This is a genomic window from Stenotrophomonas sp. pho (assembly GCF_006228405.1).
In the GTDB taxonomy this organism is placed as follows: Bacteria; Pseudomonadota; Gammaproteobacteria; order Xanthomonadales; family Xanthomonadaceae; genus Stenotrophomonas; species Stenotrophomonas sepilia.
Window position 1 is genome coordinate 2,402,688 of record NZ_CP029759.1, and the last position, 16,653, is coordinate 2,419,340.

General features: G+C 66.5%; 12 protein-coding genes. 6 read left to right on the top strand and 6 right to left on the bottom strand.

Features of this window, described 5'->3' with window-relative positions:
- Positions 1 to 2: 2 nt before the first annotated feature.
- Positions 3 to 1,184, bottom strand: coding sequence for an efflux RND transporter periplasmic adaptor subunit (locus tag DL544_RS11345; RefSeq protein ID WP_139727148.1), 1,182 nt, complete (start codon positions 1,182 to 1,184; stop codon positions 3 to 5).
- Positions 1,185 to 1,421: 237 nt separating this feature from the next.
- Here DL544_RS11345 and DL544_RS21915 point away from each other — a divergent pair, with 237 nt between their 5' ends.
- From DL544_RS21915 to DL544_RS11365, 5 genes are all read left to right on the top strand, one after another.
- A complete protein-coding gene (locus DL544_RS21915) occupies positions 1,422 to 1,868 on the top strand; it encodes a hypothetical protein (RefSeq protein WP_255312935.1) in 447 nt (148 codons plus the stop codon).
- Positions 1,856 to 1,987, top strand: a complete 132-nt coding sequence (locus DL544_RS21920) for a hypothetical protein (protein WP_255312936.1) — start codon at positions 1,856 to 1,858, stop codon at positions 1,985 to 1,987. Before DL544_RS21915 ends, DL544_RS21920 begins: the two co-directional genes overlap by 13 nt.
- Positions 1,984 to 2,745 (top strand): response regulator, encoded by a 762-nt coding sequence (locus tag DL544_RS11355; protein ID WP_176556920.1) that lies wholly within the window; start codon positions 1,984 to 1,986, stop codon positions 2,743 to 2,745. The genes DL544_RS21920 and DL544_RS11355 overlap by 4 nt, the downstream gene beginning before the upstream one ends.
- A gap of 3 nt (positions 2,746 to 2,748) precedes the next feature.
- Positions 2,749 to 3,825 carry an ATP-binding protein gene (locus DL544_RS11360; RefSeq protein WP_005416672.1) on the top strand — a complete coding sequence of 359 codons (1,077 nt, stop codon included), beginning with the start codon at positions 2,749 to 2,751 and terminating at the stop codon, positions 3,823 to 3,825.
- 191 nt (positions 3,826 to 4,016) lie between these two features.
- A complete protein-coding gene (locus DL544_RS11365) occupies positions 4,017 to 4,943 on the top strand; it encodes an ABC transporter six-transmembrane domain-containing protein (RefSeq protein WP_139727149.1) in 927 nt (308 codons plus the stop codon).
- A gap of 128 nt (positions 4,944 to 5,071) precedes the next feature.
- On the opposite strand, the gene DL544_RS11370 is transcribed toward DL544_RS11365, so the two are convergent.
- The 3 genes from DL544_RS11370 to DL544_RS11380 form a co-directional block, all read right to left on the bottom strand.
- On the bottom strand, positions 5,072 to 6,184 hold the full coding sequence (locus DL544_RS11370; RefSeq protein WP_235646138.1) for a DNA glycosylase AlkZ-like family protein: 1,113 nt from the start codon (positions 6,182 to 6,184) through the stop codon (positions 5,072 to 5,074).
- Positions 6,185 to 6,255: 71 nt separating this feature from the next.
- Positions 6,256 to 6,882: a signal peptidase I gene (gene lepB, locus DL544_RS11375; protein ID WP_139727150.1), complete on the bottom strand. Its 627-nt coding sequence runs from the start codon at positions 6,880 to 6,882 to the stop codon at positions 6,256 to 6,258.
- A 139-nt stretch (positions 6,883 to 7,021) separates the two neighbouring features.
- Positions 7,022 to 7,615: a TetR/AcrR family transcriptional regulator gene (locus DL544_RS11380; RefSeq protein ID WP_139727151.1), complete on the bottom strand. Its 594-nt coding sequence runs from the start codon at positions 7,613 to 7,615 to the stop codon at positions 7,022 to 7,024.
- A 254-nt stretch (positions 7,616 to 7,869) separates the two neighbouring features.
- Here DL544_RS11380 and DL544_RS11385 point away from each other — a divergent pair, with 254 nt between their 5' ends.
- Positions 7,870 to 10,065 carry a TonB-dependent receptor gene (locus DL544_RS11385; RefSeq protein WP_139727152.1) on the top strand — a complete coding sequence of 732 codons (2,196 nt, stop codon included), beginning with the start codon at positions 7,870 to 7,872 and terminating at the stop codon, positions 10,063 to 10,065.
- Between the two features lie 121 nt (positions 10,066 to 10,186).
- Here the strand turns inward: DL544_RS11385 and DL544_RS11390 are convergent, their stop codons facing one another.
- Positions 10,187 to 13,690: an autotransporter outer membrane beta-barrel domain-containing protein gene (locus DL544_RS11390; RefSeq protein WP_235648672.1), complete on the bottom strand. Its 3,504-nt coding sequence runs from the start codon at positions 13,688 to 13,690 to the stop codon at positions 10,187 to 10,189.
- A gap of 190 nt (positions 13,691 to 13,880) precedes the next feature.
- Positions 13,881 to 16,541, bottom strand: a complete 2,661-nt coding sequence (locus DL544_RS11395; RefSeq protein ID WP_176556921.1) for an autotransporter family protein — start codon at positions 16,539 to 16,541, stop codon at positions 13,881 to 13,883.
- Positions 16,542 to 16,653 lie beyond the last annotated feature (112 nt).

Genomic DNA, 16,653 nt, shown 5'->3' on the forward strand with positions numbered 1-16,653 from the left:
GCTCACATCCCCAGCAGGCTGGCGGGTTCGGCGTCGCCACCGCTGGGCGCCTGGCCAACCACCACGTTATCGCCCGCTTTCAGGCCAGACAGGATCTGCACGGCGGTGGCGGTGCGCAGGCCGGTCGTCACCGCACGTTCCTCAGCGCGGCCCTTGGCATCGACCACGCGCACGGTGCCGCGGTTGCCATCCTTGTCATCCGGCTCGGCCAGTGCCGTCAATGGCACCTGCAGCGCGTTGGCGACCCGCGCCAGCTGCAGGGTCACTTTCACCGTCATCGAAGGCTTCAGCTTCAGGCCAGGATTGGCTACATCGAACAGCCCGGCGTAGTACACCGCTTTCGGCGTCTGCGCAGAGCCGCCCGCATTGCCGGAAGCGGCCTCGGCAATCGAGGTCGGCGCTGGCTCCAGCTGCTGCAGATGGGATTCATAACGGCGCCCGCTCGGCCCCAGCGTCGAGAACCACAACGGCAGGCCAGGTGCGACCAGTTCCACATCCGCCTCGGCGATCTCGGCACGCACGGTCATCGTATCCATCTGCGCCAGCATCACGATGGTTGGCGTGGTCTGCATCGAGTTCAACGTCTGCCCGGCCTTGGTGACGATGGCCACGATGTAGCCGTCGCTGGGCGAGACGATGCGGGTATAGCCCAGATTGATCCGTGCAGTTTCGACCTGGGTCACAGCCTGGTCGATCTGCGCCTGCAACGAGGCCACCTCCGAACGCGCCGCATCGCGTGCCACGCGCGCGGCTTCGAAGCCTTCCTGCGACACCAGGCGCGATGCCACCAGCTGCGACTGGCGCTGGTAAGCACGACTGGCCTGCGCATAGCGCGCCAGGCTGGCCGCATGCTGGGCACGCAGCGTATTGGTGGCCGCCTCGGCGCTTCGCAGCGCGATCCGCTGCGGTTGTGAATCGACCTCGGCGATCAGATCGCCGGCCCGCACGCGCTGGCCCAGCACCACATGAAGGCGCTTGACCTGGCCGGACACCTGCGCGCCCACCGCCACCAGCTCCTTCGGATGGACCCGGCCGACCGCCTGTACGGTCTTCTCCAGATCCGCCACCCTTGCCGGCGCGGTGATCAGCGCGGCATCATCGCCGCCTGCAAACGTCCACCATCCAGCACCGGCGGCCAACGTGGCCACGGCGGCAGCAATCATCCAGGTCCTGCGGTTGCTCATCGAAACGCCCGGTTGCGGGCAGTCACCCAATGCGACCGCCGGAGCCGCAGTCTGGAAGACACTGATGGACGTTTCTTGGAGCCACCGTGGAGATTGCATGGAGGCGCCGCGGCCGTTCAGGCACCAGCGCCACGCCTGAACGCGATAGCTCCGCGTCCACGCAATCTCGACACAATCTCGACCGAATCTCCATCAACGGTCGCTAGCCTCGTCGGCCTCGCCGACCGCCTGTTTGCCGTGTCCCTTTCCTACCCGGACCTGCCACCCATCGATGTGCGCCGTGCCTACCTGGCATGGTGTGCGCCTTCGCCATGGTTGATAGCACTGGTGCTGGCATCGACCAGCACGTGGATGTGGGTCGCGCCGTATCCGGGCCTGCCATTGCTGGCCGGCTTCGGGGCCGCCGCACTGGTGGGGTTCGGCAGTGATGGGCCCGGCCGCACCCGCCGCACCGGGTCCCTCGCATCGCTGGCCTTGATCGGCCTGGCGGTCTGGGCGGCAATGCACCCGGCCGCCAACGTCAACCTGCATCTGCTGCTTGCCCTTGCCACCACCGTGGTGGCCGCCCTGCTGGCAGTGCGCCTGCACACCATCGCGCGCATGGCTGCACGGCTGCAGGCCCGGGTGGACGCCACCCCATGGCCTCGCGCTGGAGCAAGCTACCCTCGGCGGTGTCCACCCTGATGCAGCAGCAGCTGCGCGGCGCGGCTGCGGTGGAACCCAGCCTGCAGCGCACGCTGGTGCTGGCCACACTGGCCTGGGCAGCCAACGAGGAAGCACAGGCCATGGAGCGCCGCCGATGACCCAGCCCCTTCCCGCCCTGCCCTCGAACCTGCAGCACGCAATGAGACATGAACTCCGTAGCCGACCCGCGCCCCTGGTCCTGATTGCCGAAGATGAAGGCGAAATCGCCGATATCCTCGGTGCCTACCTGGCCCGTTCCGGCCTGCGCAGCGCACGCGCCGCCGACGGCGAGGCGGCGCTCGCCAGCCATCGCCAGCTGCGCCCGGACCTGGTGCTGCTGGACGTGCAGATGCCCAGGCTCGATGGCTGGCAGGTATTAAGCGAACTGCGGCGGCGCGGCAACACGCCAGTGATCATGCTCACCGCGCTCGACCAGGACGTAGACAGGCTGACCGGCCTGCGCGTGGGTGCCGACGACTACGTGGCCAAACCATTCAATCCCGCTGAGATCGTTGCACGCATCCAGGCCGTGCTGCGCCGCAGTGCCCCCACCGCCGCCGAAGAACCCAACGGGTTGATCCGCCAGGGGCCGTTCGAGATCGATCTGCGCAGCCACGAGGTGACGGTGCGCACCGGCGAGCAGGTGCACGCACTGAGCGTCACCCTCACCGAGTTCCGGCTGCTGGTGCATATGGCGCGCGCGCCGCGCCAGGTGCATGCGCGCGCGGACCTGCTGCATGCCTGCCTGCCCGAAGGTGATGCGCAGGAACGTACCGTCGACAGCCACGTCAGCAAGCTGCGGCGCAAGCTTGAAGAGGTGGGCGTGATCGGCATTCCCGCCACCATCCGTGGCGTCGGCTACCGTTTCCTGGACTGATCGATGAATCCCAAAGGCAAGAGCATCGGCCGCCAGATCACCCTCTCCATCACGGTCGCCTCGTTGTGTTCGACGGTGCTCTCGATCAGTGGCTTCTACCTGTTCTATTACCTGCTGGAGGTGTTCTATCCGCGCTGGTACGACGCGCCGGAAACGATCATGCCGTCCGGGCTGGAATGGCTGTGGATCGGCTTGACCGCCACCGTGGTGGTCATCTTTGCCACGCTGGTCGCCTCGCGCCTGACCCGGCGCATCATCACCCCGTTGAACTCGGTGGCCGAGAGCCTGCGCCGGGTGGCCAGCGGGGATCTGGAAGCGCGTGCACGTGGCGGCAACACCACGATGGCCGAAGCGGCCACGCTGGTCAGTGATTTCAACTCGATGGCCGAACGGCTCAGCCGGATGTCCGAGAACCGTGTGTTCTGGAACGCGGCGATCGCGCACGAACTGCGCACGCCGATGACCATCCTGCGCGGCCGCCTGCAGGGTATTGCCGAGGGTGTGTTCGAGCCGGGCCCCGAGCAGTTCAACAGCATGCTCACCCAGCTCGAAGGACTCACCCGCATCATCGAAGACCTGCGCGTGGTCAGCCTGGCCGAGAGCGGTCACCTTGATCTGCGCCTGCAGCGCAGCGACGTCAGCGTGCAGGTGGCCGCGGTGGTGGAAGCAATGTCCGACGCACTGGCCGAAAGCGGGTTTTCGGTGACCCTGGAGGCACGGCCGTCACTGGCGGACTGCGATCCGGCCCGCATCCGCCAGGCGGTGCTGGCGCTGCTGGAAAACGCACGACGCCATGCCGTCCCCTGCCCACTGCGGGTTCGTGTCACGCTGGCCGAAGGCCATTGCACCGTGACAGTGGAAGACGGCGGCCCCGGCGTGCCCGACGAGCTTCGCGACAGCATCTTCGAGGCGTTCCAGCGCACCGATGTCTCGCGATCGCGACAGAGCGGAGGCTCCGGCCTAGGCCTGGCCGTGGTGCGGGCGATTGCCGTGGCCCATCACGGAACGGCGCAGTGCCGCCCGACCGAACGCGGCGGCAGCGCGTTCGAGCTCCGTTGGCCGGTGCATGCGCGTCGTTGAGGACGCGGCAGACGCTGCCCTGGTAGCGGCCCACCTTTGATGGGCATTCGCTTCGCTGAACGGCGCCGGTTTCTCCACGCAATCTCCATCGATCCTCCATGCCCGCTCCAAAGGGCCGCAGATACTGGGCGCAACCCGGGAGATGGCAGGCATCCGTCCCCTGCCCTGTCCCCGACCCACCCAGGCATCCCATGAAACACCCCAACGATCCAGCGGCAGCCGCCGGCAGCATCGGGCAGCAGAGTGCGGCCGCCACTCTGAAGGCGATCCGGCGCACCTATCCCTGGCAGCTCACCGGCACGTTCTCGCTGGTGGCGCTGGAGAACACCCTGCTGCTGGCCTATCCGTTGTTCGCCGGCTTCGCGGTGGACGCGATCATCAGCGGCAACATCGGCCATGCCGTTTCCTATGCCGGCGTGGTGCTGTTGTTCTGGTTGGTCGGCGCCGCCCGTCGAGCGGTCGATACCCGCACCTTCACCCGCATCTATGCCGATCTGGCAGTGAGCGTGGTGCAGGCACAGCGCCGCCTGGGCCAGGCCACGTCCACCTCGGCGGCACGCGTGGTGCTGGCACGCGAGTTCGTCGACTTCTTTGAAAAGCACGTCCCGATCATCGCCACCGCGCTGGCATCCATGTTCGGTGCGGTGGCCATGCTGCTGGCGATCGAACCGATGGTCGGTGCCGCTGGCCTGGTCACCCTGCTCGGGGCCCTGCTGGTACTGCCGTCGTTCGCACGCCGCAACGAGCAATTGCATGGCCGGCTGAACAACCGCCTGGAACACGAGATCCGCCTGGTCGACCGGGTCAGCCCCTCGGTACTGCGCCGCCACTACACCACGCTGTCGCGCCTGCGCATCCTGCTGTCCGATCGCGAAGCCGGCGCCTATGTGGTGATCGGGCTGGCTGCTGCGGCATTGTTCGCGCTGACCATCGGCCGCCTTGCCACCACCGACGGAGTTACCCCGGGCCATGTGTACGCGGTGATGACCTACCTGTGGACGTTCGTCGGCAGCCTGGATGATGCACCGTCGATGGTGGATCAGCTGGCACGGTTGAAGGACATCGGCCGCCGCGTCAGCCCCGGCATGGAGGATGCGGAGCGCAAGGACGCCGCTTGACCGGTAGATGCCCACCTTGGTGGGTACCGGTGGAAGCCAGCGCCAACCAAGGTTGGCGGCTGACAGGAGCGATGAACGTTGCTTCGATTTTCTGGCCCGCGCGAAGAACAGCCGAGCATGGCTCGGCTCTACAGAAAAGCTGCCATTCGCTGCAGTTCGTCTTCAAGCGCGCCACGAAACACCTTGTCGCGGGCCAGCGACTTGCCGGCATAGCCCACGCTGGACACCAACTCACCCTCGCGCACGCTGAGATTGGCCCAGCCCACCACCTGGTCGTGCCACAACACCGGCAGTGCGTAGTAGCCGTACTGGCGTTTCGGCGCAGGCGTGTACGCTTCGAACCTGTAGACCCAATCCCACAGCAACTCGAAACGGCGCCGGTCCCACACCACCGGGTCGAACGGCGCCAGCAGGCGCACCTGATCGTCTGGCGCGTGCCTGCGCGAACGCGGATTCTCGTCCGCCGGCCAGTACCAGGTGGTGCCCTCCAGCGTGCAGCTGGCCAGCTGCTGCTTGGCCAGCGCCAGTGCCTTGCGGGTCTGCTCGGCCAGATGCGGTGCACCATAGCCCAGCAGGCGCACCAGATAGGTCAGGCTGGCCGATGGCAGCGGCGCGTACTTGCGCACCACCAGGTCGATCAGCGCGGCCGCGCGCTCAACCTGCGCTTGTTCGCTGGCATCTGGCTCGGCATGCGCGGCCACTGCATAGATGCGGGTGCCACTGTCGCGCCGCTGTACGCGCAGCAGGCCGCGGTAGTGCATGCCGTCCAGCAGGTGCGTGCTGGCATTGCTGGTGCCGCCCCAGTAGTTGGTCACCCGGCCATGCGCAAACGCCTGGTCAACCTCGCGGGGGTGCACACTGCCGCGCTCTCGCACGAACGCCAGCACCTCGGCAGCGCGGCGATGGGTCTCGGCGTCCCACTCGCGCTTGGGAGCGCGCGGGTGCATCAACGCCAGATGCTCGCGCGGCAGGAAGCCGTAGTTCACCAAGCAGTCCTCTTCCACCGGCAAGCGGCTGTAGCGCCGCTCAAGATCGCCTGAGCGGTAGTCCTTCACACGGTGCCGCAGGGTCAGGTCCTGCGCGCGTGCCGGTGCCCGGATCGGGTCGGCCTGCACGAAGCCCAACCGCCGAATCGCGGTCAGCAGCGTGGTCGGCCTGAACAGGGTGCGCGCCACTGCATAGCGGCGAAGGTCATCGAGGGTGGGCGTAGCTGGCATGGCCGCATTGTAGATCCACGCCATGCGTGGATGGGAACACGGCAATTCCCCCGAGGGCTAGCGCTCATCGCACCCGGACACTTCACCGGGCCCAACTACAGGCGCTGCCAGACCACGCCTTCACCGCGGCGAAAGTACACCGCCACGGCGCGGCCGTAGATCCGGTCCGCATCGACCCAGCCGAAGAAGCGGCCGTCCAGGCTGTTGCCACGGTGATCGCCCAGCACCAGCACCTTGCCGGCAGGTACCCGCAGATCGGCAATGTCCGGGCCTCCGCCATGCGTTAGATCCAGTCGGGCCTGCCGCTTGCCGAACCGTTCCACGTCAGTCATGGCAGTCATCTGCAAAGGCTGGCCATTGATGGTCAATCGTCCCTCCTGCAAGCGCACGCGGTCCCCGGCTACTGCGACCACGCGCTTGATCATGCGCACGCCATCGGCCGGGGAAGCGAACACCACCACCTCCCCGCGTTGCGGCACGTTGTCGCCCATCAGCTTCAGCCCGGTGAAAGGCAGGCGCAGGCCGTGCGCCCGCATGTCGACAACCACACGATCACCCGGCTGCAGGGTCGGCTGCATTGAACCGGTTGGCACCACGTAGTGATTTGCCAAGGTGTCGCGTGCAGCCAGGAACAGGCTCAGCAGCATCAGCAGCGGCAAAGCCTGCTTCTTCAGCCACAGCAGCGCTCGCTGGGGCAACGGCGCGCGGGAAGGGGCATGCATTGAGGGCTCCGGAAGATGATGGAAGGGTCCAGCCCCCAGCCTAGACGTACGGCTCTGGGCCATGCATAGGACAAATTCCAGATGTCCTCCCTGGGCGCATGAAGTGCCCATCCGGAGGGCTGTCCGGCCTGGCTCGACGTTACAGCGCGCCGTCCGCATCCAGCATCTGCAACGACCCGATCACCAGCGCCCGCATGCCCTGCTTGAACTCGGTGATCACCTGGCCCTCTTCGTCATCCGCAATCGCGTAGATGGTGTCGGCGCCGGCGATGCAGTAGAACGCGATTGTGGCCAGCAGCCAGCGTGCCTTGTCCATCGGCAGGCCGAAGACTTCGGCCACGTGCGCCTGGTGGGAGGCGATCTTCTCCAGCATCGGCGCGGTCGCCACCGTGCGCCGCAGCAGGTACGGCGGCAGCCCGGGATGCGCCTTCACCACCTCGCACAACGATTCCACGAACACCATCAGATAGCCCTGCAGGCCGCCCGCCGCATCGGCCGAGGCGCGCGGAATCTGCCAGCGCTGGAACACCGCCTCGGCCACCAGGCGCTTCAGCGCCTCCAGGTTGGCCACGCGCTTGTACAGCGCGGCCTGGGTCACCGCCAGTTCGGCGGCCACGTTGGCCATGGTCAGGTTGGGCAGGCCCAGGCGGATGCCGATGTCGGCCAGGCGCTCGGGGGTGATGGTGGGCGGGCGGCCACGGGTCGGCGCCGTTGGATCGGGGTGCGGGCTCATACGGTGCGTGTTCATACCCTGCCGAGGGTGCCAGCAAAGGGACCCTCTTGTCCGCTTCGGTCTATTTAGTTTAATTTACTCAACTAATTCGGAATGCGTCTGGTTCGCACTCATGGCGCCGCCCGAACCGAGCCCCAGGCTCACTTCCCGCCAGGTCCCCACCCAGCCGACAACCCTGCGCTGCGCGCTCTTCCCGTGCTTGCCGAAGGCAGCGCGCCAGGCGCGCTCGCCCTCGCGATTCACAGGACTCTGGCATGACCGTGTACCCCTTCTCCTCTCCACAAACCCGAGCTGCCGCCGCGTCCTGCAGCCAGCCACTCCCACACGGCCTGGCCCGGCGCTACCGCGCATCGGCGCTCGCGCTTGGCCTGATGGCATCGTGCGCCGCGCTGGCCGAAACCGCGCCGTCCACCCTGCCCTCGGTGCAGGTGCAGGAACAGCGCCGGGTCACCGCAGACTATGCCGGCGGTCAGGTGGCCGCCGGCGGCCGTATCGGCCTGCTCGGCGACAAGGATTTCATGGACACGCCGTTCAGTACGGTCAGCTATACCGAGTCCTTCATCCGCGACCGCCAGGCCAAGGACCTGACCGACGTCATCGCCGCCACCGACCCCACCGTCTTCAGCAACGGCGTCACCGGCGCATGGAGCGAGAACTACGCGATCCGCGGCTTCGCCTCCAGCACCAGCGACACCACCTTCAACGGCCTCAGCGGCATGGCGCCGTACTACCGTACCTCGCCGGAGATGTTCGAACGCATCGAGGTGCTGAAAGGCCCCTCCGCGCTGCTCAATGGCATGCCGCCGGGCGGCTCGGTGGGCGGCGCGGTGAACCTGGTGCCCAAGCGCGCTGGCGAGCAGCCGCTGTTGCGGGTCAGCGCCAACTTCGCCTCCGATGCGCAGTTCGGCACCCATGTGGACATGGGCCGTCGGCTCGGCGCCGACAAACAGTTCGGCATCCGCTTCAACGGCGCGTACCGTGATGGCGATGGCGCGGTCGGCAAGCAGCGCAAGAAGGTGCAGCTCGGTTCGCTGGCACTGGACTGGCGCGGCGAGCGTGCGCGGCTGTCGGCCGATCTGTACAGCGCCGATGACCGTGTTGATGGCCCTGCACGTGGCGTCGGCCTGGCGCCCGGCGTCGCCATTCCGCGGCCGCCGCGTGGCGATACGCTGATCAACCCGGACTGGGCCTACGTGGACAGCCAGGACAAGGGCGCGATGCTGCGCGGCGAACTGGACATCAACGATAGCCTGATGGCCTACCTCGCGTACGGCACCAGCAGGACCGACTACCGCTACAACGGCTCGATCAGCGCGCAGATCCTCAACCCGGCGGGTGACTTCACCACCGTGATCGGCCAGCTCGCGTTCGACATCAAGAAGCAATCCGGTGACGCCGGCCTGCGCGGCAGCTTCCGTACCGGCAGCGTGGGCCACCAATGGGCCGCCAACGTGACCCACTATCAGCATACCCAGAACGACTACGGCCGCCGCAGCGTGCCGGGCTGGGACTGGACCACCAACCTGTACAACCCGGTGTGGGGCCCGGCCGCGCCGTTCGTAGCACCACACATCTCGCATACCGAACTGCGGCTGGACAGCATCGGCTTCGCCGACACCTTGTCCTTTGCCGATGAACGTGTGCAGCTGACGCTGGGTGTGCGCCGCCAGCAGGTGGTCAGCGAGACCTTCAACGTGGCCACGGGTGCACGCACCTCACGCTACGACGAGAGCGCCACTACCCCGGCAGCGGCGCTGCTGGTGAAGGCGACCGACACGGTCTCCCTCTACACCAACTACATCGAAGGCCTCAGCCAGGGCGCCACCGCGCCGATGACCGCTGCCAATGCCGGTGAAGTGTTCGCACCGTTCCGCACCAGGCAGAAGGAGCTGGGCCTGAAGCTGGACCTGGGCCGCTTCGCGCACACCTTCAGCGTGTACGAGATCAAGCGGCCGAGCAGCTACACCGACCCGGTCACGAATATCTTCTCGTTTGGCGGCGAGCAACGTAACCGCGGTGTGGAATGGGGCTTCTTCGGCACACCCATCGACGGCGTGCGTCTGCTGGGTGGCGTGGCCTACGTGCAGCCGAAGCTGACCCGCACGGCAGGCGGCGTGAATGAAGGACGCATCGCCACCGCCGTGGCGCAGCGGCAGGCCAAGCTGGGCGTGGAGTGGGATGTGCCTGCGCTGGAAGGCCTGACCCTGACAGGTAATGCCACGTCGATGTCGAAGCAGTACATCAGTGCCGACAACCGCCTGTCGGTGCCGGGGCGCACGTTGTTCGACGTGGGCGCGCGCTACAGCACCACGCTAGCCGGGCGGCCCCTTGCGCTGCGGGCCACCGTGAACAACGTGACCAACAAGTCTTATTGGGGCATGCCGTTATTGTCCAGCCTGGCACTGGGTGCACCGAGGACGGTGCTGCTGTCGGCAACGATGGATTTCTGAGAAGGCATCCACGCATGGCGTGGATCTAATGTGGAGCCGAGCATAGGCTCGGCTCCACAGCAGAAGTTGGGGCCGGATTCCGTTGCCGAGCCAAGAGGATGAGACCCCGATGCAGGCTCACCTACCAGGCCATGCGCAAGCCCACTTGGCCACCCACGTTCCGATAGCCGCGGTCACCGCGCTGCACGCTCACGCCACCCCACGCACCCCAGCGCTGGCCCAGCTTCAGCTCGGCACCGGCCTGCACCTCGTAGCGGTTGCGCGGCACGTCCGCACCCGGCGTGTCACCGTTGAACTGCAACGTGCTGGCGCCGCTGTCACGCAGCCAGTTTACGCTGAGGTAGGGCTGCACCGTGTTGCCCGCTGCAGTCGCATGACCAAACACGCGCACGCCCAGGCGCCCGCTCAGGCCACCGGCATCGGCATGGTCAATCACCGTGCCATTGCTCTCCACGTGGCGATCAGCGCGGAAATCGACATGGCCCAGCTGCAGCTGCGGCTGCACGTACAGCGCGCTGGCGTTGCCCTGCCACACGTTGAAGGTGTAGCCGGTCTCCAGCGACGCACTGGCCATGCGGGAGTCGTAGTGCTCCGGCGCCAGGCCCACGCCCTGCACGCGGTTATCGAAACGGCCGTACTGCAGGGCCGCATCGATGTATGCACCCTGCGTGCCGTCAGCCGCCTGCAACCAGGTGCCGTACACACCTAGCGCGCTGCCACGCACCCGACCCTTGGCGCTGTAGCCGGTCAGATCGGACACTGCGCTGCTGTCGGCACGCCCCGTACTCAACATCACGCCGAATGCAGCGTTGCCTCGGCGAACAAGGTCACTGCCGATCTGCAGCACCGAGGTGTTGCCATCGATCGACAGCTGACCGCCGACCGCGCTGAAGTCCGCCTGCTGCCGGCCCACGAGCGCCCACGCGGCACGGCCTTCATCCAGCGGGACGGTACCGATGCGGTCGTTCATACGATGGGAAAACATGTTGATGGCTGCCGACTGGTTTGCCAAGTACGCACCGGCTTCCGGGCGCAGCAGCCGAGGCGGAGTGATGGGGTCAACCGGATCGATCGGGTCAATCGGCGCACAGCCCGGCAGCGACGGATCGACCTGGCACGGGTCGGGCGTCGTCGGCAGTTCGGAACGCAGGTACCAGTTGCCCTCGCCACCAGCCACACCACCCTTGTGCAGGAAGTACTCATACGTACCGGCCACGGCACGTCCGGCCAGCGTGTAGCGGGCCAGCGACGCGCCATCAACCCGGATCAGTTCGATCCCGTCCAGCGTTTGCGCACCGAGGCCACCGACGTTGTTTACCACCACCTGCGCATCGCCCCGCGCGTCGCCATGCACGTAAAGGCGGTCGATGGCCGAATCGTCCCCCTGCAATGCACCGTTGAACAGGAACGTCGCAGCGGTCGTATCCAGATCACCGGCCACGGTCAACGTGTTGAAACCGCGCCCGTCGGACAGTGCAAGGCCACTGCCGTTGACCTGCAGCGATTCGACCGCAGTATCGCCGGTCAACGTCCATTGGCTGCCACTGTCCAGCGAGACGCCGTGCAACCGATCCGAGCGGCCCACCCACAGCGAGCCCTCCGTCAAGTGCACGTGCAGTTCCGACTGCGGCACCCGGCCCGCCGCCAGATCGTCGGGATTAATGACGATGTCGCCCTGCATCCGCGCGCCCTCCGCCAAGGCCACGTCGAAGCGACCGGCCACGGCCGCATCCAGCTGCACGGCGATGCCGTTGCCACCGTACAGCACCGCGCCCTTGCCCAGCGCCAGTCCGGCATCACGCGTGGAACGGATCCAGGCGCCGCCGTGCTGCTGGCTTACCAGCGATCCGCCATCGATCTGCAGGCGGCCGCCATCGTTGACCACTGTCGCCCACGAGCCCTCGCCTTCGGTCAATACGTGGGTGTCGTGCAGCACAACGTCGCCGGTGCCACCGGCCATCACGCCGGTCGCGTCTGTACCGGTGGTACGCACCACCGAGCCGTCCAAACGGATAGTACCGCCCTGTCGCGCAACCACCGCCGAAGCCTGGTCGCCCTCGGTCGTGATCCAGGAACCCACCATGTCTACCGTGGGAGGCGTTGCGCCGACACGGCTGCCATCAGCCAGGAGGGCCGTTGCTCCGTGGCCCGATGCCTGCAACGCACTCTCGTGGACCGTGGCCTTTCCACCTTCCAACCACAGGGCCACACCGGAATCGGCCAGCGCGCTGAGGCTGGAACCGCGCACCTCCAGCGCGTTGTTGCCCGACGAGCGAATACCGTTCCCGCCACTGATGAAACTCGATTCAACCTTGGCCGTATTGCGCTCTCCGGTGATGGAGAGGCCTGTGCCGGATCTGGCGCCTTCTACGCCTGCAGCAGCCTCAAGCCGGCTCTCGCCGACCAGGACGGTATGGTCAGTACCGGTTATCGATGCTGCATCGCTCCCGCTGGAAGAAACAATGCTGTTTCCAAGGGTGAGCTGGCTTCCCTCGCCGCGGACCTGGACCGCTGTGTAGGTAGCGCTCAGCTGGCTGCCGGATACCGTGCCCATGCCACTGTTGAGGTCCAACGCGATGACCCCGCTCAGCTCGCTGCCGGCGATATCCAGCTGCCCCTTGTAGATACGTGCCGCCGTGCCGCCTCCAGCATGAATCCGGCTGGCGTAGACCTGTGCCATCCCTCCGTCGGCCAGCGACAGGCCCGCCGGATTGAAGAATTTCTCCTGGTCACTCAAGACAATCTCAACGCCATGCAGCGCCACCCGTGCGCTTTCGCGCACGACGATGCCATCGGGTTCGGAAAACGCCCCCGGTGCAGCCGGTTGTTCAACGATGCGGACATTCCGCAGCACGACCTCCGATGTTCCCGTGGCCAGGATGCCGGTGCGCGAACTCCCCTGCAGGTCCACCTGCACCCCCTCCAGCAGCGACGTCCCACCGGTCGCTACGAAGGCCGTGTCGTTGTTCGAGGTGATCTTCCCGCCCCGCATCTGCAGGCTGCCGTCCTGTACCGAGATACCAGCGCCACTGCTTTCGGCCGTCGTGATACCGACGTTCTCGAGGATGACGTCCCCTCCGTCCACCGAAACTCCGGTGCTTCGCCAACCTCCCACCGAAATGTCCATGTTCGAGACATGCACCGATGCCGCTGACCTCGCGGAAATGCCGTGTGCATCGCTGCCGTTGGTCTGGATGCTGCCGCCCTCGATCACGATCCGGCTCCCTTCACCATCGACCGCCACGGCCTTCGAAGAGCGGGTTTCCAGATGCACGCCAGAAAGACGCGCGTATCCTCCCGTGCCAACAGAGATGCCGGGCGCGCCGCTCCCCCCAGAGAAGATACTGCCCCCTTCCAGCGCGACGCGGCTTCCCGAGCCTTCGACCCGGACGGCTGGAACGTCGTCGCCCCACTGGTAGAGATTCACCGCTCCTAGGGGAATGATCGAACCGCCGTTGAGCGCGTGGAATACCGGCGCAGCGTCACTGCTGTAGGCCCGATAGTCACCGGCTGCAGGCGTCTGCTCATTGCCATCGGCGATGACCTGCTGCGCCAGCACCGGGAAGCCGGCGAGCACGCCAGCAAGCAGTCCCAAAGAGGGGACGACACGATGATTGCGACACATGAAAGCGCTCCAACGAAAGGTAATGTCGCAAATGGTCCTTTCTGTCGCAGAGCTCATCCATGCAACTTGTTGCAATCAGGCAGTACAGGGGTCGGTGAGTTCATCTGGCGTTGCGCGGCCCGCATTGCAGACCCGCGCTGGCGGCCAGGAACGCCGCCGGGCGTAGGCCCGGCGCTACATCGATGCTGTACTACCAGCGCCGTGCCACGCCCAGCTGTGCGCTCGTCTGGCGGTAGCCGTGATCACCACGCGAGACGTTGAGGCCGCCCCAGGCGGACAGGCCGCTCCGGAACTGGATGCGTACCCCACCTCCCATTTCGTAGCGGCTGCGCGGTGCAATACCGGGGATTGTCTCGTTGCCGAAACCGAGCTCGGATCGGCCAGTATCGCGATACCCGTGGACGGCCAGCCATGGATTGACCACTGCGCCCTGTCCTCCGGCACCCTGCCCCTCCAGGCGCAACCCCAGACGCCGTGACCACGCGGTACTGGTTGGATGTGCGATCGAGGTGCCGGTTGTCTCCACGTGCAGGTTGCCGCGATCGCGGAACTGGACGATCTGTACATCCGGTTGCAAGGTCAACGCGGTGCCGCCAAGCGTGCCCAGCGGCAGGCGGTAGCCGGCCTGAAGCGATGCCTGGCGTGCGCGCGACCGGTAGTGCTCTGGCGCCAGCGCATCACCCTGCACGCGATTGCGGAAGCGGGCATGCACAACTGCAGCATCCACATAAGCGGCCTCACCCTGCCAACCGGCGTACACGCCGAGGGCATTGGACTGCACCCGGCCGCGGGCGGCATAGCCGGTCAGGGACGAGCGCGACTGCGCATCGGCACGCCCGGACGACAGCAGCACGCCAGCGCGGCCACGCCCGGCGTCGAACACGCCCAGGTCGGCGCCCAGCTGCAGGCTGTTCCACTGCGCGGACTGCTGCAGCTGATCGACCAGTCCCGGCAGCTGTGCCTGGCCGCTCTCGACATGGGTCCACCCGCGTACGCCCTGCGTTCCCTCATTCGTGGCCAGAGGCTGGCGTGGCTGCAGCAGCGCCTGTCGCACCCACCGGTTGGCCAGATAGGCACCCGCTTCCGGTCGCAGCACGCCTGCCGGGTCAGGCAGTGATGGAACTTCCGGGGTTGGATCAGGGCCCGGCTCCGGTGCCGGGTCGGGGTCGGGATCGGGAACTGGATCCGCACCGCAGCCGGGTAGCGTCGGATCGTCATCGCATGGGTCAACGGCGGACAACTGCGAGCGCAGGTACCAGTCACCATCGGCGCCATCGTGATGCAGGAAGTACTCATACATGCCGCCGACCGCACGACCGGACAGGGCCAGCGTCGCCAGCGACTGCCCGCCCACGGTGATCAAAGGGATTCCCTTGTCGGTTGCGGCCCCGTCGCCAACGCCGACCACCGAGACCGTACCGTTGCCCAGGAAATCGCCCTGGACGTCGAAGCGATCACTGGCTGCGGCGTCCCCGCCCAGCACCGTATCCAGGCGCAGGTGACCTTCGTCAAGGGTCAAATCCCCGCGCACGACGAAGCGATCGCCTGCATGGCCGTTGGCCAGCGACACTTCGCTGCGTTGCACACTCAACTGATCGACCATGGCGTTGCCGTCCACCTGCCAGATGCTGCGCTCGCGCAATGCGACATCGAGCCGGCCAACATCGGCGACGCGGGCGCACCCTTGCATCAGGCTGCCGTGCACCTGGACATCGGCCTCGGCGAAGCGGCCGATATCGAACAGTGCTCCGCGCTCGTTCGCCAGTACGCTGCCCGCCTGCGCGCGCAGCTGCACCCGGGTATCGGGTGCCTCCAGGACGATCGCCGCAGCCCCTCCGCCAAGCAGCTTGGATGCGTGCAGGTTCACCCGCACCTGACCATGCCCAACCGCCATGCGCAGCGCCGCGTCGCTGCCCTCTGCCACGCTGTTGACCATCTCCAATCGATTGGCATCGCCATCGAGGAAGCGCACTGCATCGCCCTGCAGCGCCTGTACCTGGCTGTCCTGCAGCATCAGTTCGGCGCCCATGCCTGCACGGCCCGCGTCAGCGCCGCGATAGCCTGCAACGATGCCATTGCTACCATTGCCCTCAACGCGAACCTGCACACCGTACAGCTGGGCACGACCCACGTAGGCGTACGACGGGCCTCCGAAACCAATGTGACCCGACTCGACGTAGAGCCCCGTACTGTCTTCCCCCGCTGTGCGAATGCTGCCGCCCTGCATGGCCACATCCGATCGATAGTTCCAGAGGCCGAACGCCCTGTCACCCTGGGTCGCGATGTCCACGTTGCGCAGCTGCAGCCACGCACTGGGATTGAGCGCGACGCCCGCACTATCCTGGCCCTGCGTGAAGATCGAGCTGTCGATCACGGTGGTCGTATTCGCCTTGGCGATGAATCCTGACGCGTCCGGCGAAATATTGCCTACGTACAGCCCCGTCGAAGCCTCGCCGGAGGTCCGCAGGTGCGACCGGCTGATCCTTGCGCCGTCCACATGGTTGCTGGTCATCACCAAGGCGTCGGACATCGTCCCTGCAGTCTCGACCAGGCTGTCTTCCATCACCAGATAACCACGCTGATTGATATCCATCTCCACGCCTGGCCAGCGATCGCGACTGCCGATCACGGTGGCGTCGTAGACCTCCAGCGACCGATCGAACCAGAGATCGTGGGCGGCGATTTCAACGCCACACAGGTAGGACACCTCTACAGCAGGATCACCCGGATCAGCCGGGCGCGGAATGCTCGGGCAGGGCACGCCGGGAGGAGCGGCGGCAACCGATGCTGCGGGTAGAACCAGGGCCAGCATCAATGCTGCCGCCAGAGGCTGTCGGGTGAGGTTGTTCATGGCGTCCAGGAATCGAAAGGTGGTATAGGCAGGAACTTTCGCCCCGTACGCCACCGAATGCCATGCAACTTGTTGCAAATCCATCCGCAGTACGAAAGCTGCAACCAGCCAA